This window comes from Mycolicibacterium mageritense (genome assembly GCF_010727475.1).
Lineage (GTDB): Bacteria > Actinomycetota > Actinomycetes > Mycobacteriales > Mycobacteriaceae > Mycobacterium > Mycobacterium mageritense.
This window is the reverse complement of the sequence record NZ_AP022567.1, coordinates 759,987-784,860: the sequence shown is the minus strand read 5'-3', so window position 1 is coordinate 784,860 and position 24,874 is coordinate 759,987. Positions and strand designations below refer to the sequence as shown.

Here is a 24,874-nt window from a genome sequence, read left to right as displayed (position 1 = left end):
TGATCATTGCAAAGTGAACGATCGCCGAAACGGTGCGCGCGGATTTGCCACCGGTATGTGCGAAGCAGTGCAAAATCCTGCGGTAACGCCTGCCCCGGTGGTTGCCTGGAGCATCACCGGGGCGGCGCATCGTTTGCCGGGGAGCTGGTGTGCACGGGAGGGAGGGTGCTATGAGCCGTGGAGGGCGTTCGCCGTCAGCGATGTTGCTCGCACTCGTCGGCGTGGTCGTGCTCGGGGTGGCCGGCTCGATGTCGTCGATCGTGCAACTGTCCGCCGTGGTCACCGCACTGGTGATGGGTGGCAACACCAATCCGGATCCGAGTACCGAGTACGTCGACAGCCAGATCGACAACTACTACGACGCGAGCTTCACGGGCGTGCGCCGCGGGATCCACACGCCCGAAGAGTTCTGGCCCAACAACGGCACCCTGACGTTCGACCAGTCCACGGCCGAGGGCGTCGACGATCTGGAACACGAGATGGACACCACCGACGGCGAACTCGTCATCGTCGGCTACTCGGCCAGCACCAGGATCGCGTCGGCCGAGAAGGACAAACTCATCGCCGAGGGCGACTACAGCCGCGACATCACGTTCGTGCTCATCTCCGACGTCAACAAGGGCAACGGCGGCATCCTGGCGCGGTTCGGCGGCTGGGCCATCCCGATCCTCGGCGTGACGTTCGACGGTGCGACCCGAACCGACAGCGAGAACGGCCAATTCGAGACCAAGAGCATCACCTTCGTGCACGACGGATGGTCGGACTTCCCGATCTATCCGGCCAACGTCCTTGCCGATGCCAACGCCGTCGCGGGTATCGCGCTGCTGCACGGCACCTATCCGAATCTGGACAACCCGACGCTGACCCCGGTGGGTTCGACCGGTGACACCGACTACTACGTCATCGAGACCGACATCGTGCCGCTGCTCATGCCGCTCGAATCGGCCGGGGTGCCCAGGGCCGTGCTGCTCGTGGTCGACGAGCCGACGCGCGTGCTCATCGAAACCGCGTACCGCCGCGACATCGATCCGGGTGCGCCGACGCCTGCGTACCTCATCCCCGTGATCAACCCGGTGTCGGTCGCGACGAATTTCGCCGCGTCGATCCCCGTGGGTATCGACGACGGTTTGGAGGCAAGCGATCTCGGCCGGCCGCTCGGTACGCAGCCGTCGGGACCGTTCGGGGTCGGCGGTGAGGACGAGGATCTGGAAGGCCTGCCCGCCGGCTTCATCCCGTTGGGCAACCCGGCGGCGTCGACGGCCGACCCGCCCGTCACCTCGACACTCGCCGAGACGCAGGACGAGCCCGAGGCCAAGACGCTCGACGAGCCCCCGGTCGAGGACAAGCCCGCAGTCAAGCCAAAGCCCTTGCGGCCCAAGGTGCGCAACCCGATCTCGATGGGTGTGCCCAAATTGCCCAAACTTCCCAAGTTGCCCAAGCCCGGCGATCGGCCGCTCAAGCGGCTCGTGGACGGCCTGACGGAACAAAACGACAAACCAGAGGCCGGCGACACCGAGAGCGCACCGGCAGACTCGGCGTAGTCAGCATCGCGCGGTGAGGAGCACCGTCTGGCTGTCGACCGGTACGGGGCGCACCGAATCCACCGTGCACCGGTCCAGCGGAGCCGGGCCCTGGCGGTCCAGCACCACGTGGTAGCCCATGCGCTGTAGTTCGATGACGGTGTCCAGGGCCGAGCCGACACCGTTGGGCGCAGCGGACGACGCCGCGGGCATCCCCAGCGTGAGTGCCGAGAGCGCACCTCCGGTCAGTGCAGTCCAGCCCAGTCCAACTGCCAATCCGTACACGATTGCGTGCCCTCCGCATACCTGTGGCCGCCGCGTCGGCGCCCAGTACCCAGAACCCGCGGTAGCACCGGTAAATTCCACTGCCGCGCGGCGCGCAAAATCACTCGACAGCAAACATCGGCTGTGGTATCAACGCGGCGTGCGCGGAATCGCGGTGGGTGCGTGCGTTGCGGTGTGCGCGGTGGCATGTGGGTCGCAGCCCGCGCAGGCCCCCACCACGCAGTCGACGACCACACCCGCCGCAGCAACCATCAACCCGGCCAGGATCGACCGCGTGCGCCATGACCTGCCCGCGGGGTACGAGTCCGGCGTTCTCGACCAACGCGCCACACCGATATCGCTGTGGGGATTGAGATCCGAATGGGTCGCCGAGCCTGAACAGTGCGCGGAGTTGGCGGCTCCCGGCGTGGACCCGGCGACGTCGCGGGGGTGGTCGGCGTCGGGCCCCGGCGGCATCGTGTACGCGGCCGTCGCGCGCGTGACCGCACCACCCGATTCCGCGCTGGCCGGGCAGTGCGGGCAGTGGTCGATCAACGGCGGCCGCACCTCGGGCGAGGTGACGGCCCTCGACGCGCCCGCGATCGACGCGGCGATCACCACCGGCATGGCCGCAGAGCTCACCACGGTCGTCGAAGGCGGCACCGAAACCCATACGCACGCCGACACATTCACGGCCGACCTGGGCGACTATCACTGCTACGTCACCGTCGTCACCGACCCTGGATCGCCCAACCCGGCGCTCGGCGCCGACGTCGCGGCCGATCTGTTGGTCAAAACCGTGTCGGCGTTGCGCGGCTGAGCGGGCCCCGGCAGGTACATTTACCGCGATGCTGAACCGGAAACTGGCACTCGCCGTGCTGTCGACGGGCGCCTGCGTCACCGCACTGGTGGGCTGCAGCCAATCGGACGCCACGGAGTTCGCGAACGCGAACATCGCCAACGTCACCAAGTTGAAGTCGAGTTTCGGGCCCGAGTTCAAGGTCAGCGAGGTCGCCCCCACCGGGATCGACCCCAAGATGCTGGCCCCGCAGAAAATGCCGCCCGGCATGAAATTCGAACCCGCCGACTGCGCGAAGTTCGCCGAAGGCCAGTCCCTGCCGGCGGGTTTGAAGGGCAACATGGCCGCGACCGCCGCCGAGGGTGCGGGCAACCGGTTCATCGTGCTGGCCGTCGAGACCTCGGAACCGATCCCGATGAACGATCCGGGTGATGCGTGCAAGCAGGTCAAGTTCGCCGGGCCGGGCTCGCGGGGGCAGGTCGACGTGGTCGAGGCGCCGCAGATCGACGGGGCCCGCACCGTGGGCACTCACCGTGTCGTGCAGGCAGCGGTTCAGGGCCGCGCCCGCACCGGTGAGCTCTACAACTACGTGGCCAGTTTCGGGCCGTTCATGGTGATCGTCACGGCCAATCCGCTGGTGGTGCCCAACAAGCCGCTCGCGCCCGTCGACACGCAACGGGCCCGCGACCTGCTGACCGCGGCAGTGGCGGCAGTGCGCGGCTAACGCACGTCGTGCGGCCGGAACTGGATGCTGATCCGCGGCCCGATCAAGCGGCTGGTCTTCGGGATCGAATGCTCCCACGTGCGCTGGCAGGATCCGCCCATCACCAATAGGTCGCCATGGCGGTGCTGCAGCCGGATAGCGTGCCCGCCGCCGCGCGGGCGTAGCGCGAAAACCCTTGTCGCGCCGAGGCCGACGATCGCGACCATGGTGTCTTGTGTACGGCTGCGGCCGATCGTGTCGCCGTGCCAGGCCACACTGTCGTTGCCGTCGCGGTACAGGCACAGCCCGGCGGTGGTGAACTGCTCGCCGAGCTCACCGCCGTAGGTGTCGTTGAGCCTGCGGCGGATCTGCTTGAGCCGCGGGTGCGGCACCGGTTCGTTGACTAGGTGGTGGAAGCTCACGAGCCGCGGCACGTCGACCACGCGGTCGTACATCTCGCGCTGTTCGGCGCGCCAGGGGATGGCGTCCATCAACTCCTCGAACAGCGAGTCGGCGTCGTCCAGCCATCCGGAACGCATCTCGACCCAGGCACCGTTGCCGAGCCGCCGGCGTTCGGCGTGGTCGAACAGCGAGCCCTGCAGAGCCAGCTCCATGCGCGCGAGTCTATCGCACAGACGTTCGATGGCGTTAGAGGCGACTGGCGCCCGGCCCCTGATCGGCGAGGATGTCACCGGGGTTGGTCAGCTGGCAGGTTTTCAGGCTCAGGCACCCGCAGCCGATGCACCCGGTCAGGTTGTCGCGCAACCGTTGTAGGTGCAGGATGCGGTCGTCGAGATCCTGGCGCCAGCCCGCCGAGAGCTTGGCCCAGTCCTTGCTCGTCGGAACCCGGTCGGTGGGCAGCGTCGCGAGTGCCTCGCGGATGCGGGCCAGCGGGATGCCGAGCCGCTGCGACATCCGGATGAAGGCGACGCGGCGCAGCGTCTCGCGCGCGTAGCGGCGCTGGTTGCCCGACGTGCGCCTGCTGACGATGAGGCCTTCGCGCTCGTAGAAGTGCAGCGCTGACACCGCGACACCGCTGCGGGTCGACAGTTCGCCGGGAGTCAGTTCGTGCAAATCCATGACACCTAAACCCTACTTGAGGGTTAACGTTTGACGTGTGACTGATGTGGTGTTGGGGTCCGATTCCGAGGTCGGCAGGCTGCGGTCGGTCATCCTGCACCGCCCCGGCCCCGAGTTGCAGCGGCTGACACCCCAGAACAACGACGCGCTGTTGTTCGACGGCCTGCCGTGGGTCGCCAAGGCCCAGCAGGAGCACGACGCCTTCGCGGCGCTGCTCGTCTCGCGCGGCGTCGAGGTGCTGCTGCTGGGTGATCTGCTCACCGAGGCGCTGGCGCACAGCGGTGCGGCACGTATGCACGGCATCTCCGCAGCCGTCGACTCACGACGCCTGGGTGTGCCGCTGGCGCACGAGCTTTCGGCGTATCTGCGCACGCTCGAGCCGGCTGCGCTGGCGCATGTCCTGATGGCGGGCATGACGTTCAACGAGTTGCCGTTCAGCGGCGCCGAGTTGTCGTTGGTGCGCCTCATGCACCACGGCGGCGACTTCGTGATCGACCCGCTGCCGAATCTGCTGTTCACCCGCGATTCGTCGTTCTGGATCGGGCCGCGGGTGGCCATCACGTCGCTGGCGCTGCCCGCGCGGGTGCGCGAGACGTCGCTGACCGATGTGATCTACGCCCACCACCCGCGGTTCCTCGGCGTGCGGCGGGCCTACGAATCGCGGTCGGCACCTGTCGAGGGTGGCGACGTGCTGTTGCTCGCGCCCGGCGTGGTGGCGGTCGGCGTGGGGGAGCGCACCACCCCGGCCGGTGCGGAAGCGCTGGCGCGCAGCCTGTTCGACGACGACCTCGCGCACACCGTGCTGGCCGTGCCGATCGCGCAGGAGCGGGCGCAGATGCACCTGGACACCGTGTGCACCATGGTCGACGTCGACGCGGTCGTGATGTACCCCAACATCGTGGACACGTTGTCGGCCTTCACGATTCACCGCGTGCCCGGCGGAGTCCGGATCGACGACGAGAAGCCGTTCGTGCGGGCCGCGGCCGAAGCCATGGGCATCGACAAGCTCCGGGTGATCGACACCGGACTCGACCCCGTGACGGCCGAGCGTGAGCAGTGGGACGACGGCAACAACACCCTGGCGGTGGCGCCGGGCGTGGTGGTGGCATACGAACGCAACGCCGAAACCAATGCCCGCCTGGGTGATTCGGGTATCGAGGTGTTGCCCATCGAGGCGTCGGAGCTCGGCACCGGCCGTGGCGGGCCCCGCTGCATGTCGTGCCCGGCGGCGCGGGATCCGGTCTAGCTTTTCGCGCGTTGAGATTGCGCGTAGGGCTGTGGATAACGCGCGATCGCGACCCTGTGCGCAATTTCAACGCACGCCAGCAGAAGCTACCGCCAGGACGGCAACCAGATCTGTAGGTTCCACGTCGTCTGCGAGATCGGCAGACCCGTGAGGATCGGGTACAGCCACGCGAAGTTGGTGATCACCAACGCCACATAGAAGCACACGACCAGCAGCCCGAGCGTTCGTCGCTCGGGGTTCTGCCGGGGTTGATGCAGGATGTCGCCGAGGATCAGCGCGATCGCCATGACCAGGAACGGCGCCATCACCGTCGCGTAGAAGAAGTACATCTGCCGGTCGATGTCGGCGAACCATGGCAGGAAGCCGGCGCAGTAGCCGACCAGCACGGCCGCGTAGCGCCAGTCGCGGCCCACGACGGCCCGCCACAGCGCCCAGCCGAGCACCGGCACGGCGATGAACCACATGGTCGGCGTGCCGACCAGCATCACGGCTTTCACACACGACTGCGCGCCGCAGCCCGCGACGTCCTGGTTGTCGATCGCGTAGAGCACGGGTCGCAGCGACATCGGCCACGTCCACGGTTTGGATTCCCACGGGTGGTGGTTGCCGTCGGCGTTGGTGAGCCCGGAGTGGAACCGGTAGGCGGCATACGTGTAATGCCACAGTGAGCGGATCGCGTCGGGCAGCGGCAGGATGCTGTCCTGGCCGATCGACTGGCCCACCTCGTGGCGGTTCACGCCGGTCTCCGAGGCGAACCACGGCGCGTACGACGCGAGGTACACCGCGAACGGGATCAGCCCGAACACGTACGCGGCAGGCCCCAGGTCGCGGCGCAGCACGCCCGCCCACGGCCGGGGGACGCGGTACTGCCTGCGCGCGACGACGTCGAACGCGAGCGTCATGACACCGAAGAACAGCACGAAGTACAGCCCGGACCACTTGGTCGCGCACGCCAGCCCCAGCAGCACGCCCGCGCCGAACCGCCACCACCGCACGCCGAGGCGCGGCCCCCACGGGGTTTCGGCGATGCGGCCTTCGACGAACGCGATGTGCATGCGCTCGCGGACCTGGTCGCGGTCGACCATGAGCGCCCCGAACGCCGCCACCACGAACACCACGAGAAAGACGTCCAACAGCGCGGTGCGCGCCGAAACGAAGCTCACGCCGTCGGCGATCAGCAGCAGCCCCGCGATGCCGCCGACCAGCGTCGAGCGGCTGATCCGCCGCACGATCCGCACGGTCAGCAACACGATGATCACGCCGCACACCGCGCCCGCGAACCGCCAGCCCAGGCCGTTGTAGCCGAAGATCGCCTCACCGATCGCGATCAACTGCTTGCCGACCGGGGGGTGCACCACGAGCCCGTAGCCCGGGTTGTCCTCGACGCCGTGGTTGTTGAGCGCCTGCCAGGCCTGCGGCGCGTAGTGCTTCTCGTCGAAGATCGGGGTGCCCGCGTCGGTCGGCGAGCCCAGGTTGAGGAACCGGCTGATTGCGGCGAGCGCGGTGATGACGGCGGTCATGGCCCAGCCCTGCAGCCGGTCCACCGGCCCGAAATCGGGAACCGGGATCAGCGGTGCGGGACTGATGACGGGGACCGAGCGACCAGCCGTCGGCGTAGCGGTGGCGGTGGCGGTCACGCAAGCGATCGTAGGCTGTCGGGCGTGACACCCGGCAAACTGCTGATCGGCGCGACACCCCTGGGCCAGCCGACCGACGCGTCCACGCGGCTGGTGACCGCCCTGCGGACCGCCGACATCATCGCCGCCGAGGACACCCGGCGGGTTCGCGGGCTGGCGCAGTCGCTCGAGGTCACGCCATCGGGTCGCGTGCTGAGCTTCTTCGACCAGAACGAGGCGAGCCGGGTGCCCGGCCTGGTCGACGAGATCAAGGCAGGCGCGACCGTGCTGGTGGTCAGCGACGCCGGAATGCCGTTGATCAACGACCCGGGCTACCGCCTGGTGACCGCCTGCGTCGAGGCAGGCCTTCCGGTGAGCTGTCTGCCGGGGCCGTCGGCGGTGACGACCGCGCTCGCGGTGTCGGGTCTGGCGTCGGACCGGTTTTGCTTCGAAGGTTTCGCACCGCGTAAGCCGGGCGCCCGCCACACCTGGCTGCAGACGCTGGCCGACGAGACCCGCACGTGCGTGTTCTTCGAGTCCCCGCGCCGGCTCGCCGAGACGCTGCGCGACGCGGTGGCCGTGCTGGGGCCGCAGCGGCGTGTCGTGGTGTGCCGCGAGCTCACCAAGATCCACGAAGAGATCCGCCGCGGCACGCTCGCGGAGCTTGCCGGGTGGGCCGCCGACGGCGTGCTCGGGGAGATCACCGTGGTGCTGGCAGGTGCGACGCCGACGGCCGATCTGCCGACGCTGGTCGCCGAGGTCGAGGAGCTGGTCGACGCCGGAGCGCGGGTCAAGGACGCGTGCGCGCAGGTGATCGCCGAGCACCCCGGCGCGCCGTCACGGCGCGAGCTCTACGACGCCGTGCTGCGCGCGCGGGGATGATTCGACGATGCTTGCGGCCTTGTGCAGGCACTCGTCCCACTCGCGGTCCGGATCGGAATCCGCGGTGATGCCGCCGCCCACGCCGAGCACCGCGGAGCCGTCGGGGCCGAACTCGACCGTGCGGATCGCCACGTTGAGTTCCAAGCCCGCGATCGGCGAGGCCAAACCGACCGTGCCGCAATAGATTCCGCGTCGGGACTGCTCCCACTGGCGCAGCAGCTGCCTGGCCCGGCACTTGGGTGTCCCGGTCACCGATGCGGGCGGGAACGTCGCGTCGAGCAGCGCGTCGGTCGGCAGGTCGACCGGCAGCTGTGCGGCGACCGTCGACACCAAATGCCAGACGCCGGGCGCGGGCCGCACCGCGAGCAGTTCGGGCACCGTGACGGTCCCGGTCATCGCGACGCGGCCCAGGTCATTGCGGACCAGGTCGACGATCATGATGTTCTCGGCGACATCCTTGACCGACGTCAGCAGGCCCGCCGGGTCGGCGTCGCGCGGCAGCGTGCCCTTGATCGGGCTCGACGTCGCCGCGGTACCCGACCGGCGCAGGAACAGCTCGGGGGACAACGACGCGACCGCGCCCCAGCTGCCGGCAAGGAACGCCGCCCGGGCCGGCGCGGTGCGCGCCGCGGTCTCGGTGAAGAAGTCGATGGGCGCACCCTGGATGTGGCCCGTGAACTGCGTGCACACGCAGGCCTGGTACACCTCGCCCGCGGCGATCGCGTCGAGGCAGGCCAGCACGCCGCGGCGGTGGTGCTCCCGGTCGGGTGCCACCCAGTCGAGCGTGTACGGCTCGGGCGTGGTCGGTTGAAGCGGCGAAAGCCATTCGGGAAGCGTTGTGTCGGTGAGGCTTTCGTACCACCACCGGCCGTCGGAATCCTGGCGCAGCACGCAGTCCGACCAGCCGCCGGCAGCCACGGGGATGCGGGGCCCGCGGCCGTCGGCACCCGCATCGGGGTAGGACAGGTAGCCGAACCAGCCGCCGCCGACCACATCGGAGCCGACGCTGCGCGGGGCCCACGGGAACGCCGCCTCGGGCGCGACCGGCTGCACGCCGACCGACGGCGCGATGACCGCGCCGGAACCGAACCAGTCGCCGATCACCGCGGCAGGCGGCGGGAGCCCGGCCCGTGCGGCTGCGGCCGCGACACCGCGCAGCACACCCGGGGGATCGCCCAGGTCGCCCAGCCGCTCGATTCGCATGCCACCAAGCTTGCTTCCTCCCGCGAGCAGACGCAAAATCGCGGATTTCAGCCCGGATTGGTGCTCTTGTCTGTCTGCTCGCGAAGGAACTAGCGGCTGATCACCCGGGGAATGTCGACGCCGGTCAACTTGTCCGGGTTGCGCATCGCGTAGAAGTGGGTGATCTTGCCGTCCACGACCTCGACGGTCACCACGCCCTCGAAGCTGTCGTCGAGGTAGAGCTTGAACGCGGGCGCGTTGTTGTACGTCGTCGGCTCGAAGCGGCCACCTTGCCCGACGAACCGCATCAGGCCGATCACCAGCTTGGCCACCGACTGGGCCCCGACCACCGGCCTGCGTGCGGCGCTGCGCTTGCCGTCACTGTCGGCCGTCCACACCACATCCGGCGCGAGCACCTCCAGCAGCGCGGTCATGTCGCCGGTCGTCGCGGCCGTGAAGAACCGCTGCGTGATCTCGGTCGACACCTGCGGGTCGACGGGGTCGTAGCGCTTGCGCCGCGACTGCACATGGTTGCGGGCGCGGTGCGCCATCTGCCGCACCGATGCACTGGATTTGCCGATGGCCGAGGCGATTTCGTCGTGGCTGAAGCCGAACACCTCACGCAGCACGAACACCGCGCGCTCGTCGGGGCTCAGCGTCTCCAGCACCACCAGCATCGCCATCGAGACCGACTCGGCCAGCACCACGTCGGCCGCGCCGTCGCGCTCGTCGAGCAGCAGCGGTTCGGGCAGCCACGGGCCGATGTAGTCCTCACGCCGCCGGGTCTCGGCCCGTAGCGCGTTGAGGGCCTGGCGGGTGACCAACTTGGCCAGGTAGGCCTTGGTGTCGGTCACCGTCGCCAGGTCGACCTCGGCCCAGCGCAGGTAACTTTCCTGCAGCACATCGTCGGATTCTGTTGCCGTGCCCAGTATTTCGTAGGCAATGGTGAACAGCAGCGGCCGCAGCAGCGTGAACCGTTCGGCGTGCTCGCCGGAGTTGCCCGCACTGCTCATGACACCAGTGTCTCCTGCCGCGCCGCTTCGAGCTGACGCGCCCGGTTGTCACCCTTGAACCAGAAGTACGAGCCGGGCTTGCGGCCCTCCTTGCGCATGAACGTCAGGGTCGCGCGGCACACCTGCTCCTTGAGCAACGCCCCGGTACGTCCGCCGATGAAGACCCGGCGCGGGCTGTCGTCGGAGTGGCACAGCTGCACGGTGCCAGCGTTGCGGCCGATGCTGATGCACTGCCCGGCGAACGCCTGGTTGATGTTCTTGGGCTCGTCACCCGCGATGCGGGCCAGCACGGTGTCGGCGGCCTGGATGCCGAGTGGGCCCGCGGCCTGGCAGCTCATGCGCAGCGGGATGCCTGACGGTGACGCCGCGTCTCCGGCCGCGACGATGCGCGGATCGTCGACGCTGGTGAGGGTTTCGTCGGTGCGCAACCGGCCCAGCTCGTCGGTGGTCAGCCCGCTGGCCGCGGCCAGGCCGGGCACACCGAAACCGGCGGTCCACACCGTCGCGGCGCTCGGCAGCCGGTTGCCGTCGGCCAGGATGACCGAATCTGCGGTCACGGCGTCGACCAGGATCTCGGGGCCGTCGATGATCTTGACGTCGAGCTTGGTCAGGGCCTTGACGATCGAGCGCCGCGCCTGCGGGCCGACCGATGCGCCGACCACGTCGGTGATCAGCGTGACGTTGCGGCCTGCCTCGGCGAGCTCGCCTGCCGCCTCGATGCCGGTGAGCCCGCCACCGACCACGACCACCGGCGCGGACAGCGGGACGTCCTGCAGGCGCTGGCGCAGCCGGTCGGCTTCCTCGAATTCGGCGATCGGATAGGCGAATTCAGCCGCGCCCGCGACACCGGCCGGGGTGCCGCCCGTGCTGCCGACCGCATAGATCAAGTAGTCGTAGTCCAGCGATCCACCCGATGTCAGCTGCACCCGGCGGGCCTGCGCGTCGATGTGCTCTGCGCCGTCCACGAGCAACCGCACGCCGTCGCCGAGCAGCGTGTCGTACGGCTCGGTGGCATCGTCGGCACCCACCGCCAGCTGGTGCAGCCGGATCCGCTCGACGAACTTGGGCCTCGGGTTCACCAGCGTGATCGCCACATCGCGACCGGCCTGCAGGTGGTTTGCGGCCAACACTCCGGCGTATCCGCCGCCGATGACGACGATATGAGTGCGGGTCATTGGTGTCTCCTGTTCTCGAGGTGCTTGTGCCCTCAAGACACCGCCCACGCCGGATATGTGACAGCCCGCGCCGCCGATGTGGCCTAGATCACTACACCAGGCCCAGCGCCACCATCGCGTCGGCAACCCGGGTGAACCCGGCGATGTTGGCGCCGGCCACGTAGTTGCCCGGCTGGCCGTACTCGTCGGCGGTGGCCAGGCAGCGATCGTGGATGCGGCCCATGATCTCGGCCAGCCTGACCTCGGTCTCCTCGAACGTCCACGAGTCACGCGACGCGTTCTGCTGCATCTCCAGCGCACTCGTGGCGACGCCGCCCGCGTTGGCGGCCTTGCCCGGCGCGAAGATCACCCCGGCCTCTCCGAACAGCTTGACCGCCTCCGGTGTGCACGGCATGTTGGCGCCTTCGGCGACGATGCGGCAGCCCGCCTTGATCAGCGACGTGGCGTCGTCACCGGACACCTCGTTCTGCGTCGCACAGGGCAGCGCGATGTCGCACGGCACCTCCCACACGCTGCGTCCCTCGACGAACTGCGCTGCGCCCGCGCGGGCTTCGACGTAGTCGCTGATCCGCCCGCGGTTGATCTCCTTGATGTCCTTGAGGATGTCGAGGTCCACACCCTTCTCGTCGACCACGTATCCGCTGGAGTCCGAACACGCCACGACGATGCCGCCGAGCGCGTGGACCTTCTCGATCGCGTAGATCGCCACGTTGCCCGAGCCGGACACCACGACACGCTTGCCCTCGAAAGAGTCGGAGTTGGCCCGCAGGATCTCGTCGACGAAGAACACCGTGCCGTAGCCGGTGGCTTCGGTGCGGACCTGCGAACCGCCCCACGTGAGCCCCTTGCCGGTGAGCACGCCGGATTCGTAGCGGTTGGTGATCCGCTTGTATTGGCCGAACAGGAAACCGATTTCACGCGTGCCCACGCCGATGTCGCCGGCAGGCACATCGGTGTATTCGCCGATGTGGCGGTACAGCTCGGTCATGAAGGACTGGCAGAACCGCATGATCTCGTTGTCGGAGCGGCCCTTCGGGTCGAAGTCCGAACCGCCCTTGCCGCCGCCGATCGGCAGGCCGGTCAACGAGTTCTTGAAGATCTGCTCGAAGCCGAGGAACTTCACGATGCCGAGGTACACCGACGGGTGGAAGCGCAGCCCGCCCTTGAAAGGCCCGAGGGCGGAGTTGAATTCGACGCGGAAGCCCCGGTTGATCTGCACCGCACCGGAATCGTCGAGCCACGGCACGCGGAAGATGATCTGACGTTCGGGCTCGCACAGCCGGCGGATCACCGCGTTGTCGGCGTACTCGGGGTGCTTGGTCACCACGGGCCCGAGGCTGGTCAGCACCTCGTAAACGGCTTGGTGGAACTCGGTCTCACCGGCGTTGCGCCGTACCAGCTCCTCATAGATGTCATGCAGTTTGGTGTGCAGGCCACTCAATTCACTTCACCTCGTAGCGGGGGAACACCCCGGTCGGCGCAGGCAGCGCGACACCGGGTTTGATTCGGGCGCCCACGGAGGCGAATGTGCGTTCGTCGGCGGGTTGGCCCAACAGGTCGAGTAGCCGGGCCGTGGACTCCGGCATCACCGGCTGCGTGAGCAGTGCCGCGATCCGCACCGTCTCCAGCGTCGTGTAGAGCACTGTCGCGAACCGCTCCGGGTCGGTCTTGCGCAGCACCCATGGTTCCTGCGCCGAGAAGTACCGGTTGGCCGCGCCGAGCACCGACCAGATCGCTTCCAGCGCAACGTGCATCGCCAACTCGTCGAAGTAGCCGCGCACGCGTTCCAACAGGCCGTCGGCCGCCTCGAGTAGCGCGTTGTCGTCGTCGCTGAACTCACCCGGGGTCGGGACGACGCCGTCGAGATTCTTGGCGACCATCGACAACGAACGCTGCGCCAGGTTGCCGAACTCGTTGGCCAGGTCGGCGTTGATGCGGCCGATGATGGCCTCTTCGCTGTAGCTGCCGTCTTGGCCGAACGGGATCTCGCGCAGCAGGAAGTACCGCACCTGGTCGACGCCGAAGGTGTCGACGAGCGCGATCGGATCGACGACGTTGCCCACCGACTTGCTCATCTTCTCGCCCTTGACGTTGATGAAGCCGTGGGCGAAAACCTTGCGCGGCAAGTCGATTCCGGCAGACATCAGGAACGCCGGCCAGTACACGGTGTGGAACCGGATGATGTCCTTGCCGATCATGTGCAGATCGGCGGGCCAGTACTTGCCGAACGCCTCGGCGGACGTGTCCGGGAAGCCGACCCCGGTCAGGTAGTTGGTGAGCGCGTCGACCCACACGTACATGACGTGGTCGGGATGGTCGGGCACGGGCACGCCCCAGTCGAACGTGGTCCGCGAGATCGACAGATCCTTGAGACCACCGGAGACGAAACTGACCACCTCGTTGCGCCGCACGTCGGGCCCGATGAACTCGGGGTGGGCCCGGTAGTGGGCGAGCAGCCGGTCGGCGTAGGCCGACAGCTTGAAGAAGTAGGTCTGTTCTTCGGTCCACGTGACGGGTGTGCCGGTCTCGATGGCGAACCGCGCGCCGCCGTCGCGCACCTCGGTCTCGTCCTCTGCGAAGAAGCGCTCGTCGCGCACCGAGTACCAGCCCGCGTAGGTGCCGAGGTAGATGTCTCCCGCGTCGAGCATGCGCCGCCAGATCTCCTTGCACGCCTCGTAATGGTCGGCGTCGGAGGTGCGGATGAAGCGGTCGAACGACACGTCGAGCTTGCGCTGCATGCTCTCGAACACGTCGGAGTTGCGGCGCGCCAAGTCGGCCACGGCGATACCTTCGGCCGCGGCGGTCTCGGCCATCTTCTGGCCGTGCACGTCGGTGCCGGTGAGGAACCGCACGTCGAAGCCGTCGAGGCGTTTGAACCGCGCGACGGCATCGGTCGCCGTCTTCTCGTAGGCGTGACCGATGTGTGGTGCCCCGTTGGGGTAGTCGATCGCCGTGGTCACGTAGAACGGGCGAGCGGCGCCAGGGGATGGTGATTCGGACATCAGGCAATCACTCTAAGGTGTGGGCGTGAGTTCCAAGCGCCGGGAGAAGCCGCCCGCGCCAGAGCCGTTGGCGCCGCTGGTCGACGCACACACCCACCTCGACGCTTGCGGCGCGCAAACCGCCGCCGATGTGCAGGCGATCGTGGACCGCGCCGCGGCCGTGGGAGTCGGGCAGGTCGTGACCATCGCCGACGATCTGGCGGCCGCGCAATGGGCCGTCACGGCCACCGAGGCCGACGATCGCGTGTACGCCGCGGTCGCGTTGCATCCGACCCGGGCCAACGCACTCACCGACGAGGCCCGCGCCGAGCTGGAACGCCTCGCGGTGCATCCGCGCGTCGTCGCGGTCGGAGAGACCGGCATGGACCTGTACTGGCCCGGGAAACTCGACGGCTGCGCGACACCCGAGCAGCAGCGCGAGGCCTTCGCCTGGCACATCGACCTGGCCAAGCGCACGGGTAAGCCGTTGATGATCCACAACCGCGACGCCGACGACGACGTGCTGGACGTGCTGCGCGCCGAAGGGGCGCCGCCGACTGTGATCTTCCACTGTTTTTCGTCGGGTCCGGAGATGGCCAAGACCTGCGTCGAGGCCGGCTGGGTGCTCAGCCTTTCGGGGACTGTGAGCTTCCGAAACGCCCATGACCTGCGGGAAGCCGCCCGCCTCATCCCGGAGGGGCAGCTGCTGGTGGAGACCGACGCCCCGTTTCTCACGCCGCATCCGTACCGCGGCGCGCCGAATGAGCCCTATTGTCTGCCATACACTGTTCGGGCACTGGCAGAGTTGCTGGGCCGGCCTGCGCAGGATGTGGCCACTGAGACCGCCGCGACCGCGGTGCGGGTCTACGGACTCGCCGAGACGTCTCGGTGAGTTGCCGGTTCTAGACCATTTCGTTACCGTCTTGTGATCAACCGTGTGACGTGCGTGGGTGAACTCTGCCGTCGGAACCGGAGAAGACGAGACACAGTGAACGTTCTGAACAAACTTCATGAATCCCGATCGCCCATGCTCCGCGGCGTTGTCGGCGCGCTCTTGGTGTCGCTGACCGCGGCAGGCGGCGTGGCCGTTTCCTCCCACAAGACCGTGACGCTCACGGTCGACGGCGCGGACATGACGGTCACCACCATGAAGTCCAAGGTCATCGACATCGTCGAGGAGAACGGTTACGACGTCGACGACCGTGACGACCTCTTCCCCGCGGCCGACGCGTCCGTGCACGAGTCCGACAACATCGTGCTGCGCCGCAGCCGCCCGCTGCAGGTGTCGCTGGACGGTCAGGACACCAAGCAGGTGTGGACCACGGCATCGACTGTCGACGAGGCGCTGGCTCAGCTGCAGATGACCGACAAGGCGCCCGCCGCGGCCTCCCGCGGCAGCCGCGTTCCGCTGGGCGGGATGGCCCTGCCGGTGGTGAGCGCCAAGACCGTGCACCTGGACGACGGCGGTGCCACCTCCACCGTGCACCTGGCGGCTCCGAACGTGGCCGGTCTGCTCGAGGCCGCGGGCGCGCCGCTGCAGCAGAACGACACCGTGGTGCCTGCCGCGTCGGCCCCCGTGGTCGACGGAATGACCATTCAGGTGACCCGCATGCGTATCGAAAAGGTCACGGAACGCGTTCCGCTGGTGCCGGGCAACCAGCGCATCGAAGACCCCACGATGAACATGAGCCGCTCGGTCGTCGAGGATCCGGGCGCGCCGGGCACTCAGGACGTGACCTTTGCCGTGGCCAAGGTGAACGGAGTGGAAACTGGCAGGTTGCCAGTAGCCAATGTCGTAATTACCCCTGCCCGCGATGGTGTGCTGAGAGTGGGTGCGAAGCCCGGTACAGAAGTTCCCCCGGTAACTAACGGCGCCCAGTGGGACTCTCTCGCACAGTGCGAAGCCGGAGGTAACTGGGCCATCAACACCGGCAACGGTTTTTACGGCGGCGTCCAATTTGATCAAAACACCTGGGAACGTCAGGGCGGTTTGCGGTATGCTCCGAGAGCCGATCTGGCGACTAGAGAAGAGCAAATTGCGATTGCTACGGTGACGCAAGCCCGGCAAGGCTGGGGAGCCTGGCCGGTGTGTAGCGGGAGGATTGGGGCGCGCTGACTATTCGACTGCTCGGGCGGACCGAGATACGACGTTTGGCCAAGGAGATTGACTTCCGGCCGCGCAAATCGTTCGGACAGAACTTTGTCCACGATGCCAACACTGTTCGCCGCATCGTGTCGGCGTCCGGTGTCCACCGACATGACCACGTGCTCGAGGTCGGTCCAGGGCTCGGTTCGCTGACCCTGGCGCTGCTCGACCGCGGCGCACACGTCACTGCGGTGGAGATCGATCCAGTGCTGGCGCGGCAGTTACCCTCCACGATTGCCGACCATTCACATAGCGAGATCAACCGGCTCACGGTCCTCAACCGCGACATTCTGGACCTGATGCCCAGCGATCTGGAGGTTCAGCCGACGGCACTCGTCGCGAACCTGCCGTACAACGTGGCAGTGCCCGCACTGCTGCACTTGCTGGCCGAATTCCCGACCATCCGCACCGTCATGGTGATGGTGCAGGCCGAGGTGGCCGAGCGGCTCGCCGCGGAGCCGGGTGGCAAGGAGTACGGCGTGCCCAGCGCCAAGGCGCGGTTCTACGGCAACGTCCGCCGCCACGGCATGGTGTCCCCGACGGTGTTCTGGCCCATTCCCCGGGTGTACTCGGGGCTGGTCCGGCTCGACCGGTACGAGACGCCGGCGTGGCCCACCGATGCCGCGTTCCGCGACGAGGTGTTCAACCTCATCGACATCGCGTTCGCGCAACGTCGCAAGACGTCCCGCAACGCGTTCGCGGACTGGGCCGGATCTGGCAACGAGTCTGCTGAGCGCCTCCTGGCGGCCAGCATCGACCCGTCGCGGCGCGGCGAGACGCTCGCCATCGCCGATTTCGTCCGGCTTTTGCAGCGGTCGAAGGAAGCCGCCGGTGAGGCTGCCGCCCAGGAGAAGCTGGAGCGCCTCCGCGTCACCTAGGCCGATTTCGCCGAAAAAGGGTCGCTCACCTTCGCGGTGAGCGACCCTTTTTCGTTGTCGCCTACTTGTCGTCCCTGCGGTTCTCCTCCAGGAGCTCGTCCATGAGTGGCGTCTCGGCCACCACGGGGTAGTTCCCGGTGAAGCCGATGCGTTCGGCGGCCAGCTGCATGACCCGCCCGCGCACCAGGTACCAGCCGATGATCAGCGTGGGCACGATGACCACGAGCGCCACCAGGTTCCAGTAGTTCTCGTAGCACATCAGGCCCGTGACGGCGGCCAGGAAGACCAGGGTGGCGTAGCTCGTGTACGGCGTGCCGAACAGCTGGAACGCCGGCCGGGCCAGCAGCCCCCGCTTCGACCAGCGGTACAGCTGGATCTGGCAGATGACGATGGTGGCCCACGACGCGATGATGCCGAGTGCCGAGAGGTCGAGCGCGATGTTGAACGCCTCGGACGGCACCACCATGTTGAGGAAAACGCCGAGCACCGTGAACACACCGGTCAACGCGATCCCGGCGAACGGCACGCCGCGCTTGGTCATCTTCGCGGTGAACTGCGGTGCGCTGCCGTTCATCGCCATCGAGCGCAGGATGCGCCCGGTCGAGTACAGCCCGGCGTTGAGGCTCGACAACGCCGCGGTGAGCACCACGAAGTTCATGATGTCGCCCGCCGCGGGCACGCCGATCTTGGAGAAGAACGTGACGAACGGGCTCGTGCCCTGCTGGTAGGACGTGTACGGCAGCAGCAGGGCCAGCAGGATCAGCGAGCCCACGTAGAACACCGCGATGCGCACCACCACCGAGTTGATGGCGCGCGGCATGACCTTCGCGGGGTTCTCCGTCTCACCGGCGGCCGTGCCGACCAATTCCACTGCGGCATACGCGAAGATCACGCCCGACGTGACGATCACGAGTTGCAGCAGGCCGGTCGGCAGCAGGCCGCCGTTGTCGGCGATGACCGAGAACCCGGTCGACTGGCCTTCGACCGTGAAGCGCCCGGCCAGGAAGACGATGCCGACCACGAGGAACGTCACGAGCGCGACGACCTTGATCAGCGCAGCCCAAAACTCCATCTCGCCAAAGACTTTCACCGAGATCATGTTCACGGTCAGCACGATCACCAGCGCGATCAGGGCGATGGTCCACTGCGGGATGGCCTTGAACGCACCCCAGTAGTGCATGTACAGCGCGATCGCCGTGACGTCGACGATCGACGTGCACGCCCAGTTGAAGAAGTACATCCACCCCGCGACGTAAGCGGCCTTCTCGCCGAGGAACTCGCGGGCGTAGGAGACGAACGATCCCGACGAAGGCCGGTGCAGCACAAGCTCGCCCAGTGCGCGCAGGATGAAGAACACGAACAGGCCACAGACCGCGTAGACGATGAACAAACCTGGCCCGGCGGTGTGCAGGCGTCCGCCCGCACCCATGAACAAGCCGGTGCCGATCGCCCCGCCGATCGCGATCATCTGGAGCTGTCTGGGCTTGAGGCCCTTGTGATATCCCTCGTCTTCGTGCGCGAGTCCCGAGGTGTCGTACTCGGTCGCCGAGGACGCTGAAGATGACGTGGAAGACATTGCGCCGACGTTAGCTACGCAGTGTTTCAGCGGAACTCGTCGGCGTAAAACGTGTGTTAATGAGCGTGTTACCGCAGCGCCCTGGTGATGAGCTTGATGAACTCGGTGCACGAGTCATAGCGACTGTCCGGCCTTTTCGCCATGGCCTTGGCCAGGATGGAGTCGACGGCGTGGGGAACCCAGGGGAGCTGCCGGGAGATCTTGGGCGGGGGTGAATGCAGCTGGTGGTCCACCATGCCCGTGGCGGTATTTGCTGAGAACGGAGGTGAGCCGGTCAGCATCTCAATTGTGGTGCACGCCAGCGAGTATTCGTCGGTGGCCGCCGACGGCGCTCTGCCGCTGAGTAATTCGGGCGCCGAGTAGGGCAGTGACGCCTGAACCTGAGCGTGCGATTCATGGGACTGCTGCGTTATCCGCCTGGCGGGGTCGAGGGTCAGGCGGCCGCCATCGTGCGCCAGACGGAGCGCGACATCTTCCGAAACGGAGTGCGCCACACCGAAATCGATCAGCACGGCCCTTGAGAACGGTTTGTCCACAAGAATGTTGGCCGGTTTGACGTCGCAGTGCACGATGCCGCCGCGGTGCGCATGGTCCAGCGCGGCGGCGATCTGGGTCAGCGCCAACAGTCGTTCCTTGACCGTGGCCAGGCCGCTGATCGTGCCGCCGTCGACGAGTTCCATGGCCAACCAGGCCGGGCCCGCGTCGTAGACCGTGACGATGTTGGGGTGGGGCGCGAGCCTGCGGGCGAAGTCGAACTCCCGCTGCAGCCGGGCCAGCTGATCGGGCTTGCGGTGGGATTCGTTGAGGATCTTGAGCGCCACCGCGCGCCCGTCGGCGTCGTGCGCCCGGTACACCACGGCCCAGCCGCCGCGGCCCACGGCGGCCTCCACGGTGTATCCCGCGATGAGTTCGCCGGGCACTGACACCTCAACAGCTTAGGTTCACCGCCCGGGTTCACCTACGGTGCGGCGCGGACGGCGCTAGTGTCTTGGCCGTGTCCGCATCCGACGGCAGCACCGCATCCGAATGGGTTCCCACCGGTTCGGTGACCGTGCGTGCGCCCGGAAAGGTCAACCTGTACCTCGCGGTCGGGGATCTGCGTGACGACGGCTATCACGACCTCACCACGGTGTTCCACGCGGTCTCGCTGCTCGACGAGGTGACCGTCCGCAACTCGGACCTGCTGTCGGTGACCATGACCGGCGAGGGTGTGGAAGCACTGCCGACCGATCGGCGCAACCTCGCCTGGCAGGCCGCGGAGTTGTTGTCCGAGCATGTCGGCCGCGCGCCGGACGTGGCGATCACGATCGAGAAGTCGATCCCGGTGGCCGGCGGGATGGCGGGCGGCAGCGCCGACGCGGCCGCGGTCCTGGTGGCGATGAACACGCTGTGGGAGCTCGGGCTGCCGCGGCGGGATCTGCACGCGCTGGCCGCGCAGTTGGGCAGCGACGTGCCGTTCGCGCTGCACGGCGGCACCGCGCTGGGCACCGGCCGCGGCGAGGAGCTGGCCACCGTGCTGGCGCGCAACACCTTCCACTGGGTGCTCGCGTTCGCGCGCAAGGGCTTGTCCACGCCGAAGGTGTTCGGGGAGTTGGACCGGCTGCGCGCCGACAGCTCGCGCACCGAACCGCCGCGGGCCGAGGAGCCGGAGCCCGTGCTGGCCGCACTCGCCTCGGGCGACGCGGCGGATCTGGCGGCCCTGCTGGGCAACGATCTGCAGCCCGCCGCACTGAGCCTCTACCCGGAGCTGCGGCGCACGCTGCGGGCCGGGGTCGAGGCCGGTGCGCTGGCCGGCATGGTGTCGGGTTCCGGGCCGACGTGCGCGTTCCTGTGCCCATCCTCGACGGTCGCGGTGGATGTCGGTGCACAGCTGTCAGGCGCCGGTGTGTGCCGCACGGTGCGGGTCGCCAGCGGCCCGGTGAGCGGTGCCCGCGTCGTGCCGACGCCGTCCCCGTCGGTGTGACTCAGGACTCAATTGTCGCGACAGTTTGGCAGCTACTTAAGGGTCTCTTAAGATGATCGACGGTGAATGCTCTCGGTCACGTAGCTACGCCCGCCGTACTCGGCGGGCGGTCGCGTAACCGTGTGGCAACTGCACGCGAACTGGTCGTGCCATCACCGTTTCGAGACACAACCGCTCCCCAATTGTGTGTGCGCGCCTACCCAAAAGTGCCGCTCAAGGGGCGGAGCATGGATAACCGGGCTTTGACACCGGGCCCGATGTCGCCGGCGCTACGGCTCCGGAAGCCGAGGAGGTCGTCGTGAGCAGATTCACCGAGAAGATGTACCGCAACGCCCACGAGAGCTCTCGGGGCATGGTGACCGGCGAGCCGCACGAGCCCGTCCGGCACACCTGGCTCGAGGTTCACGAGCGGGCGCGCTGCATCGCCGGCGGTCTGGCAGCGGCCGGGATCGGCCCTGGCGATGCCATCGGCGTGCTGGCCGGCTTCCCGGTGGAGATCGCGCCGACGGCGCAGGCCGTCTGGATGCGCGGTGCGAGCCTGACCATGCTGCACCAGCCGACGCCGCGCACCGATCTCGCGGTGTGGGCCGAGGACACCATGAATGTGATCGGCATGATCGAGGCCACCGCTGTCGTCGTCTCGGAGCCGTTCCTGGTGGCGTCCCCGGTGCTCGAAGAAAAGGGCATCAAGGTATTGAAGGTGGCCGACCTGCTGGCCGCCGACCCGATCGACCCGGTCGAGACCGGTGAAGACGACCTGGCGCTGATGCAGCTGACGAGCGGCTCCACCGGATCGCCCAAAGCCGTGCAGATCACGCACCGCAACATCCACTCCAACGCCGAGGCCATGTTCGTCGGCGCGGAGTACGACGTCGACAAGGACGTCATGGTGAGCTGGCTGCCGTGCTTCCACGACATGGGCATGGTCGGCTTCCTGACCATCCCGATGTACTTCGGCGCCGAACTCGTCAAGGTCACGCCGATGGACTTCCTGCGCGACACCCTGCTGTGGGCGCGGCTGATCGACAAGTACAAGGGCACCATGACCGCGGCGCCCAACTTCGCCTACGCGTTGTTCGCCAAGCGCCTGCGCCGTCAGGCCAAGCCGGGCGAGTTCGACCTGTCCACCCTGCGGTTCGCGCTGTCGGGTGCCGAGCCGGTCGAGCCGGCCGACGTCGAGGATCTCATCGACGCCGGTAAGCCGTTCGGGCTCAAGGCGTCGGCGATCCTGCCGGCCTACGGCATGGCCGAGACCTGCCTCGCGGTGTCGTTCTCGCCGTGCAACGCGGGCCTGGTGGTCGACGAGGTCGACGCCGATCTGCTCGCCGCGCTGCGTCGCGCGGTGCCCGCGACCAAGGGCAACACCAAGCGGCTGGCCTCGCTGGGGCCGCTGCTGCAGGATCTTGAGGCCCGCGTCGTCGACGAGAACGGCGAGGTGATGCCGGCCCGCGGCGTCGGCGTGATCGAGCTGCGCGGTGAATCGCTCACGCCCGGCTACATCACGATGGGTGGCTTCCTGCCCGCGCAGGACGAGAACGGCTGGTATGACACCGGCGACCTGGGCTACATCACCGAAGAGGGCAACGTCGTGGTGTGCGGCCGTGTCAAGGACGTCATCATCATGGCGGGCCGCAACATCTACCCGACCGACATCGAGCGTGCGGCGGGCCGCGTCGAGGGCGTGCGCCCCGGCTGCGCGGTGGCGGTGCGGCTCGACGCCGGCCACTCGCGCGAGACCTTCGCGGTGGCCGTCGAATCCAACGCCTGGCAGGATCCGGCCGAGGTGCGCCGGATCGAGCACCAGGTCGCCCACGAGGTCGTCACCGAGGTCGACGTGCGGCCGCGCAACGTCGTCGTACTCGGCCCCGGCACCATCCCCAAGACGCCGTCGGGCAAGCTGCGCCGCGCCAACTCGGTCTCCCTGGTCACCCAGTAACGCGGCGGCCAGTCGCTACTGACTGGGCGTCGACTCGCGCGCCTCGGCGGCCCGGTTCTGCCGGACCACGATGCGGCGCATGAACAGCAGTGCGGTCACCGGCGCAGCCATCAGCACCAGCACCTCGAGCAGGTTCGCCATCTACGCGGCCCGGCGCGCAGCCGCGCTCTCGGCGGCGACCTGGTCATAGATGTGCCACCAGATCAGCTCGTGATCGACGGCGCTCAGCTCTCCCGCGGCGAGGCGGTCGTCGGCGACGATCATGACCCCGGCCAGGCTCACCAGCCGGTCGCGGCTCGTGAGATTGCCGGGATCGTCGTAGCCGGCCATGGTCGTCGCGCACAGCACGTGTACGCGAGCCCGGGCGTCGCCGGCCCGGACCGCGGTGACCACACCCGTCCCGGCGAACACCGCGGTGGCGAGGCCGATCGCCGGCCACCGCTGCATGCTCGCGGTCAGCGTGATCACGCACGCGAGCCACAGCAGCCCGCCCCACATCGGCCAGCCCCGCCACAGCCGGAGCCAGCGGTGTTCTGAGCGGCTCAGACCGGGCGGGTAGACCACCAGGCGGTAGTGGGTGATGCCGAACCGCCCGGGCCGGGCCTCGACCGCACCCCAGGTCCGGGCGCCGTCGAGGAGCCGCTCCCCGCAGTGGTGCAGCACGTTCGTGTTCATACCTTCGGGTGTACCCCTGCCGGTGCCGGCAATTCAGCATCTGAACGGTTTCTTTACGCCTGGCGGACAAGCATTTGCGCGCTGAGTATAGGTATCTATACTCAGATGGATGACGAACAGAATCCCCGCCCGCCTCGCCGAGCATCCGACCGTGCGTGCGGTGCGGGCCCGCGCCGCCGCCGACGTGCCGCGCATGATCGACGCGGACTGGCTGCGGCAGCTGTGTCGGGACGCCGGTGCCGACGACGTGGCGTTCGCGTCCGTCGACGATCCCGCGCTCGCGTCGGAACGCGAGCATGCCGAGGCGGCACTGCCCGGCGTGCGCAGCTATATCTCGCTCGTGGTGAAGATGAACCGCGACAACGTGCGCTCGACCGCCCGCAGCGTGGCGAACCAGGAGTTCCACCGCACCGGCGAGATCATCAACGAAGCCGCGCACCGCATCACGCGTGCGCTCGAGGATGCCGGGCAGCGCGCGCTGAATCCGTCGGCGACGTTCCCCATGGAGATGGACAGATTCCCCGGCCGGATCTGGGTGGTGGCGCACAAGCCGGTCGCGGTGGCCGCGGGACTGGGCGTCATGGGCATCCACCGCAACGTGATCCACCCCAGGTTCGGCAACTTCATCCTGCTTGCCACCATCCTGGTCGGCGCGCCCGTGAGCAGTTACGGTGCGCCACTGGATTATTCGCCGTGCCTGGAATGCAAGCTGTGTGTGGCGGCCTGCCCCGTCGGCGCGATCGGCAAGGACGGCGAGTTCGACTTCTTGGCCTGCTCAGTGCACAACTACCGCGAGTTCATGGGCGGGTTCACCGACTGGGCGCAGACCATCGCCGACAGCGACGACGCCGCGGATTTCCGTTCGCGGGTCAGTGATTCGGAGAACGCGTCGATGTGGCAGAGCCTGTCGTTCAAGGCCAACTACAAGGCGGCCTACTGCCTGGCGGTGTGCCCGGCGGGCGAAGACGTGATCGAGCCCTACCTCGACGACCGCAAGCGCTTCATGGACCTGGTGCTCAAACCGTTGCAGGAGAAGAAGGAAACGCTCTACGTGTTACCGAACTCGGCCGCCAAGGCCCACGCCGAGAAACGGTACCCGCACAAGACGGTGAAGGTGGTCGACGGCGGTATGCGCTTGCGGTGAACCCGCTCGCACTACCCGCGAGCAGACGTTCCGGTACCCAGGAATGCGCTTTCCGGGGTACCTACATGTCTGCTCGGCAAAGAAGGATTGCTCGG

At 67.9% G+C, this 24,874-nt stretch carries 24 protein-coding genes; 11 read left to right on the top strand and 13 right to left on the bottom strand.

Annotation, left to right across the window (positions count from 1 at the left end; translation table 11 throughout):
- Positions 1 to 170: 170 nt before the first annotated feature.
- Positions 171 to 1,541 carry a PE-PPE domain-containing protein gene (locus G6N67_RS03780; RefSeq protein WP_051579072.1) on the top strand — a complete coding sequence of 457 codons (1,371 nt, stop codon included), beginning with the start codon at positions 171 to 173 and terminating at the stop codon, positions 1,539 to 1,541.
- Here the strand turns inward: G6N67_RS03780 and G6N67_RS03775 are convergent, their stop codons facing one another.
- Complete coding sequence (locus G6N67_RS03775) at positions 1,542 to 1,796, bottom strand: hypothetical protein (protein ID WP_229481037.1); 255 nt, start codon at positions 1,794 to 1,796, stop codon at positions 1,542 to 1,544.
- 148 nt (positions 1,797 to 1,944) lie between these two features.
- Here G6N67_RS03775 and G6N67_RS03770 point away from each other — a divergent pair, with 148 nt between their 5' ends.
- Positions 1,945 to 2,604, top strand: a complete 660-nt coding sequence (locus tag G6N67_RS03770) for a DUF5642 family protein (RefSeq protein ID WP_036438161.1) — start codon at positions 1,945 to 1,947, stop codon at positions 2,602 to 2,604.
- Between the two features lie 28 nt (positions 2,605 to 2,632).
- Positions 2,633 to 3,307, top strand: a complete 675-nt coding sequence (locus tag G6N67_RS03765) for a DUF5642 family protein (RefSeq protein ID WP_036438160.1) — start codon at positions 2,633 to 2,635, stop codon at positions 3,305 to 3,307.
- On the opposite strand, the gene G6N67_RS03760 is transcribed toward G6N67_RS03765, so the two are convergent.
- Together G6N67_RS03760 and soxR are read right to left on the bottom strand one after the other, a co-directional pair.
- Positions 3,304 to 3,900 carry an alpha-ketoglutarate-dependent dioxygenase AlkB gene (locus G6N67_RS03760; RefSeq protein ID WP_036438158.1) on the bottom strand — a complete coding sequence of 199 codons (597 nt, stop codon included), beginning with the start codon at positions 3,898 to 3,900 and terminating at the stop codon, positions 3,304 to 3,306. The two genes, G6N67_RS03765 and G6N67_RS03760, sit on opposite strands and share 4 nt — an antisense overlap.
- Positions 3,901 to 3,934: 34 nt before the next feature.
- A complete protein-coding gene (soxR, locus tag G6N67_RS03755) occupies positions 3,935 to 4,366 on the bottom strand; it encodes a redox-sensitive transcriptional activator SoxR (RefSeq protein ID WP_036438157.1) in 432 nt (143 codons plus the stop codon).
- A 37-nt stretch (positions 4,367 to 4,403) separates the two neighbouring features.
- Between soxR and arcA the strand changes: the two genes are divergently transcribed.
- Entirely contained in the window at positions 4,404 to 5,612 is a 1,209-nt protein-coding gene (arcA, locus tag G6N67_RS03750; RefSeq protein ID WP_036438155.1) for an arginine deiminase, read from the top strand.
- 86 nt (positions 5,613 to 5,698) lie between these two features.
- On the opposite strand, the gene G6N67_RS03745 is transcribed toward arcA, so the two are convergent.
- A complete protein-coding gene (locus G6N67_RS03745) occupies positions 5,699 to 7,249 on the bottom strand; it encodes a dolichyl-phosphate-mannose--protein mannosyltransferase (RefSeq protein WP_036438152.1) in 1,551 nt (516 codons plus the stop codon).
- Between the two features lie 24 nt (positions 7,250 to 7,273).
- Between G6N67_RS03745 and rsmI the strand changes: the two genes are divergently transcribed.
- Entirely contained in the window at positions 7,274 to 8,110 is an 837-nt protein-coding gene (rsmI, locus tag G6N67_RS03740) for a 16S rRNA (cytidine(1402)-2'-O)-methyltransferase (RefSeq protein WP_036438150.1), read from the top strand.
- Here the strand turns inward: rsmI and G6N67_RS03735 are convergent.
- The 5 genes from G6N67_RS03735 to metG form a co-directional block, all read right to left on the bottom strand.
- Entirely contained in the window at positions 8,066 to 9,313 is a 1,248-nt protein-coding gene (locus tag G6N67_RS03735) for an aminodeoxychorismate synthase component I (RefSeq protein ID WP_036438146.1), read from the bottom strand. The two genes, rsmI and G6N67_RS03735, sit on opposite strands and share 45 nt — an antisense overlap.
- Positions 9,314 to 9,402: 89 nt before the next feature.
- Entirely contained in the window at positions 9,403 to 10,305 is a 903-nt protein-coding gene (locus tag G6N67_RS03730) for an RNA polymerase sigma-70 factor (protein WP_036438143.1), read from the bottom strand.
- Positions 10,302 to 11,480 (bottom strand): NAD(P)/FAD-dependent oxidoreductase, encoded by a 1,179-nt coding sequence (locus tag G6N67_RS03725; protein WP_036438140.1) that lies wholly within the window; start codon positions 11,478 to 11,480, stop codon positions 10,302 to 10,304. Before G6N67_RS03725 ends, G6N67_RS03730 begins: the two co-directional genes overlap by 4 nt.
- Before the next feature lie 91 nt (positions 11,481 to 11,571).
- A complete protein-coding gene (gene gdhA / locus G6N67_RS03720) occupies positions 11,572 to 12,921 on the bottom strand; it encodes an NADP-specific glutamate dehydrogenase (RefSeq protein WP_036438137.1) in 1,350 nt (449 codons plus the stop codon).
- Position 12,922: 1 nt separating this feature from the next.
- Positions 12,923 to 14,482 carry a methionine--tRNA ligase gene (gene metG, locus G6N67_RS03715; protein WP_036438134.1) on the bottom strand — a complete coding sequence of 520 codons (1,560 nt, stop codon included), beginning with the start codon at positions 14,480 to 14,482 and terminating at the stop codon, positions 12,923 to 12,925.
- 25 nt (positions 14,483 to 14,507) lie between these two features.
- Between metG and G6N67_RS03710 the strand changes: the two genes are divergently transcribed.
- From G6N67_RS03710 to rsmA, 3 genes are all read left to right on the top strand, one after another.
- Entirely contained in the window at positions 14,508 to 15,353 is an 846-nt protein-coding gene (locus G6N67_RS03710) for a TatD family hydrolase (RefSeq protein ID WP_036438793.1), read from the top strand.
- 96 nt (positions 15,354 to 15,449) lie between these two features.
- A complete protein-coding gene (locus G6N67_RS03705; protein WP_036438131.1) occupies positions 15,450 to 16,577 on the top strand; it encodes a resuscitation-promoting factor in 1,128 nt (375 codons plus the stop codon).
- Positions 16,574 to 17,485 carry a 16S rRNA (adenine(1518)-N(6)/adenine(1519)-N(6))-dimethyltransferase RsmA gene (gene rsmA, locus G6N67_RS03700; RefSeq protein ID WP_036438128.1) on the top strand — a complete coding sequence of 304 codons (912 nt, stop codon included), beginning with the start codon at positions 16,574 to 16,576 and terminating at the stop codon, positions 17,483 to 17,485. The genes G6N67_RS03705 and rsmA overlap by 4 nt, the downstream gene beginning before the upstream one ends.
- A gap of 61 nt (positions 17,486 to 17,546) precedes the next feature.
- Here the strand turns inward: rsmA and G6N67_RS03695 are convergent, their stop codons facing one another.
- Together G6N67_RS03695 and G6N67_RS03690 are read right to left on the bottom strand one after the other, a co-directional pair.
- Positions 17,547 to 19,061, bottom strand: coding sequence for an amino acid permease (locus tag G6N67_RS03695; protein WP_036438125.1), 1,515 nt, complete (start codon positions 19,059 to 19,061; stop codon positions 17,547 to 17,549).
- A 68-nt stretch (positions 19,062 to 19,129) separates the two neighbouring features.
- Positions 19,130 to 19,987 carry a serine/threonine-protein kinase gene (locus G6N67_RS03690; protein WP_036438121.1) on the bottom strand — a complete coding sequence of 286 codons (858 nt, stop codon included), beginning with the start codon at positions 19,985 to 19,987 and terminating at the stop codon, positions 19,130 to 19,132.
- A gap of 68 nt (positions 19,988 to 20,055) precedes the next feature.
- Between G6N67_RS03690 and G6N67_RS03685 the strand changes: the two genes are divergently transcribed.
- Together G6N67_RS03685 and G6N67_RS03680 are read left to right on the top strand one after the other, a co-directional pair.
- Positions 20,056 to 21,024, top strand: coding sequence for a 4-(cytidine 5'-diphospho)-2-C-methyl-D-erythritol kinase (locus G6N67_RS03685; RefSeq protein WP_036438119.1), 969 nt, complete (start codon positions 20,056 to 20,058; stop codon positions 21,022 to 21,024).
- 298 nt (positions 21,025 to 21,322) lie between these two features.
- On the top strand, positions 21,323 to 22,960 hold the full coding sequence (locus G6N67_RS03680; protein WP_036438116.1) for a fatty acyl-AMP ligase: 1,638 nt from the start codon (positions 21,323 to 21,325) through the stop codon (positions 22,958 to 22,960).
- A gap of 15 nt (positions 22,961 to 22,975) precedes the next feature.
- On the opposite strand, the gene G6N67_RS39465 is transcribed toward G6N67_RS03680, so the two are convergent.
- Both G6N67_RS39465 and G6N67_RS03675 read right to left on the bottom strand, forming a co-directional pair.
- Positions 22,976 to 23,101 carry a hypothetical protein gene (locus tag G6N67_RS39465; RefSeq protein ID WP_268951251.1) on the bottom strand — a complete coding sequence of 42 codons (126 nt, stop codon included), beginning with the start codon at positions 23,099 to 23,101 and terminating at the stop codon, positions 22,976 to 22,978.
- Positions 23,102 to 23,635 (bottom strand): DUF6611 family protein, encoded by a 534-nt coding sequence (locus tag G6N67_RS03675; RefSeq protein ID WP_036438113.1) that lies wholly within the window; start codon positions 23,633 to 23,635, stop codon positions 23,102 to 23,104. It lies immediately after the preceding gene.
- A 109-nt stretch (positions 23,636 to 23,744) separates the two neighbouring features.
- On the opposite strand from G6N67_RS03675, the gene G6N67_RS03670 reads away from it, so the two are divergent.
- A complete protein-coding gene (locus G6N67_RS03670) occupies positions 23,745 to 24,779 on the top strand; it encodes an epoxyqueuosine reductase (RefSeq protein WP_036438110.1) in 1,035 nt (344 codons plus the stop codon).
- The last annotated feature ends 95 nt before the right edge of the window (positions 24,780 to 24,874 follow it).

Excerpts from the sequence above, each read along its gene's own strand:
- G6N67_RS03780 (WP_051579072.1), top strand. The coding sequence starts at position 171 with ATGAGCCGTGGAGGGCGTTCGCCGTCAGCGATGTTGCTCGCACTCGTC.
- G6N67_RS03765 (WP_036438160.1), top strand. The coding sequence starts at position 2,633 with ATGCTGAACCGGAAACTGGCACTCGCCGTGCTGTCGACGGGCGCCTGC.
- G6N67_RS03760 (WP_036438158.1), bottom strand. The coding sequence starts at position 3,900 with ATGGAGCTGGCTCTGCAGGGCTCGCTGTTCGACCACGCCGAACGCCGG.
- soxR (WP_036438157.1), bottom strand. The coding sequence starts at position 4,366 with ATGGATTTGCACGAACTGACTCCCGGCGAACTGTCGACCCGCAGCGGT.
- G6N67_RS03735 (WP_036438146.1), bottom strand. The coding sequence starts at position 9,313 with ATGCGAATCGAGCGGCTGGGCGACCTGGGCGATCCCCCGGGTGTGCTG.
- G6N67_RS03730 (WP_036438143.1), bottom strand. The coding sequence starts at position 10,305 with ATGAGCAGTGCGGGCAACTCCGGCGAGCACGCCGAACGGTTCACGCTG.
- G6N67_RS03725 (WP_036438140.1), bottom strand. The coding sequence starts at position 11,480 with ATGACCCGCACTCATATCGTCGTCATCGGCGGCGGATACGCCGGAGTG.
- metG (WP_036438134.1), bottom strand. The coding sequence starts at position 14,482 with ATGTCCGAATCACCATCCCCTGGCGCCGCTCGCCCGTTCTACGTGACC.
- G6N67_RS03695 (WP_036438125.1), bottom strand. The coding sequence starts at position 19,061 with ATGTCTTCCACGTCATCTTCAGCGTCCTCGGCGACCGAGTACGACACC.
- G6N67_RS39465 (WP_268951251.1), bottom strand. The coding sequence starts at position 23,101 with ATGGCGAACCTGCTCGAGGTGCTGGTGCTGATGGCTGCGCCGGTGACC.
- G6N67_RS03675 (WP_036438113.1), bottom strand. The coding sequence starts at position 23,635 with ATGAACACGAACGTGCTGCACCACTGCGGGGAGCGGCTCCTCGACGGC.
- G6N67_RS03670 (WP_036438110.1), top strand. The coding sequence starts at position 23,745 with ATGACGAACAGAATCCCCGCCCGCCTCGCCGAGCATCCGACCGTGCGT.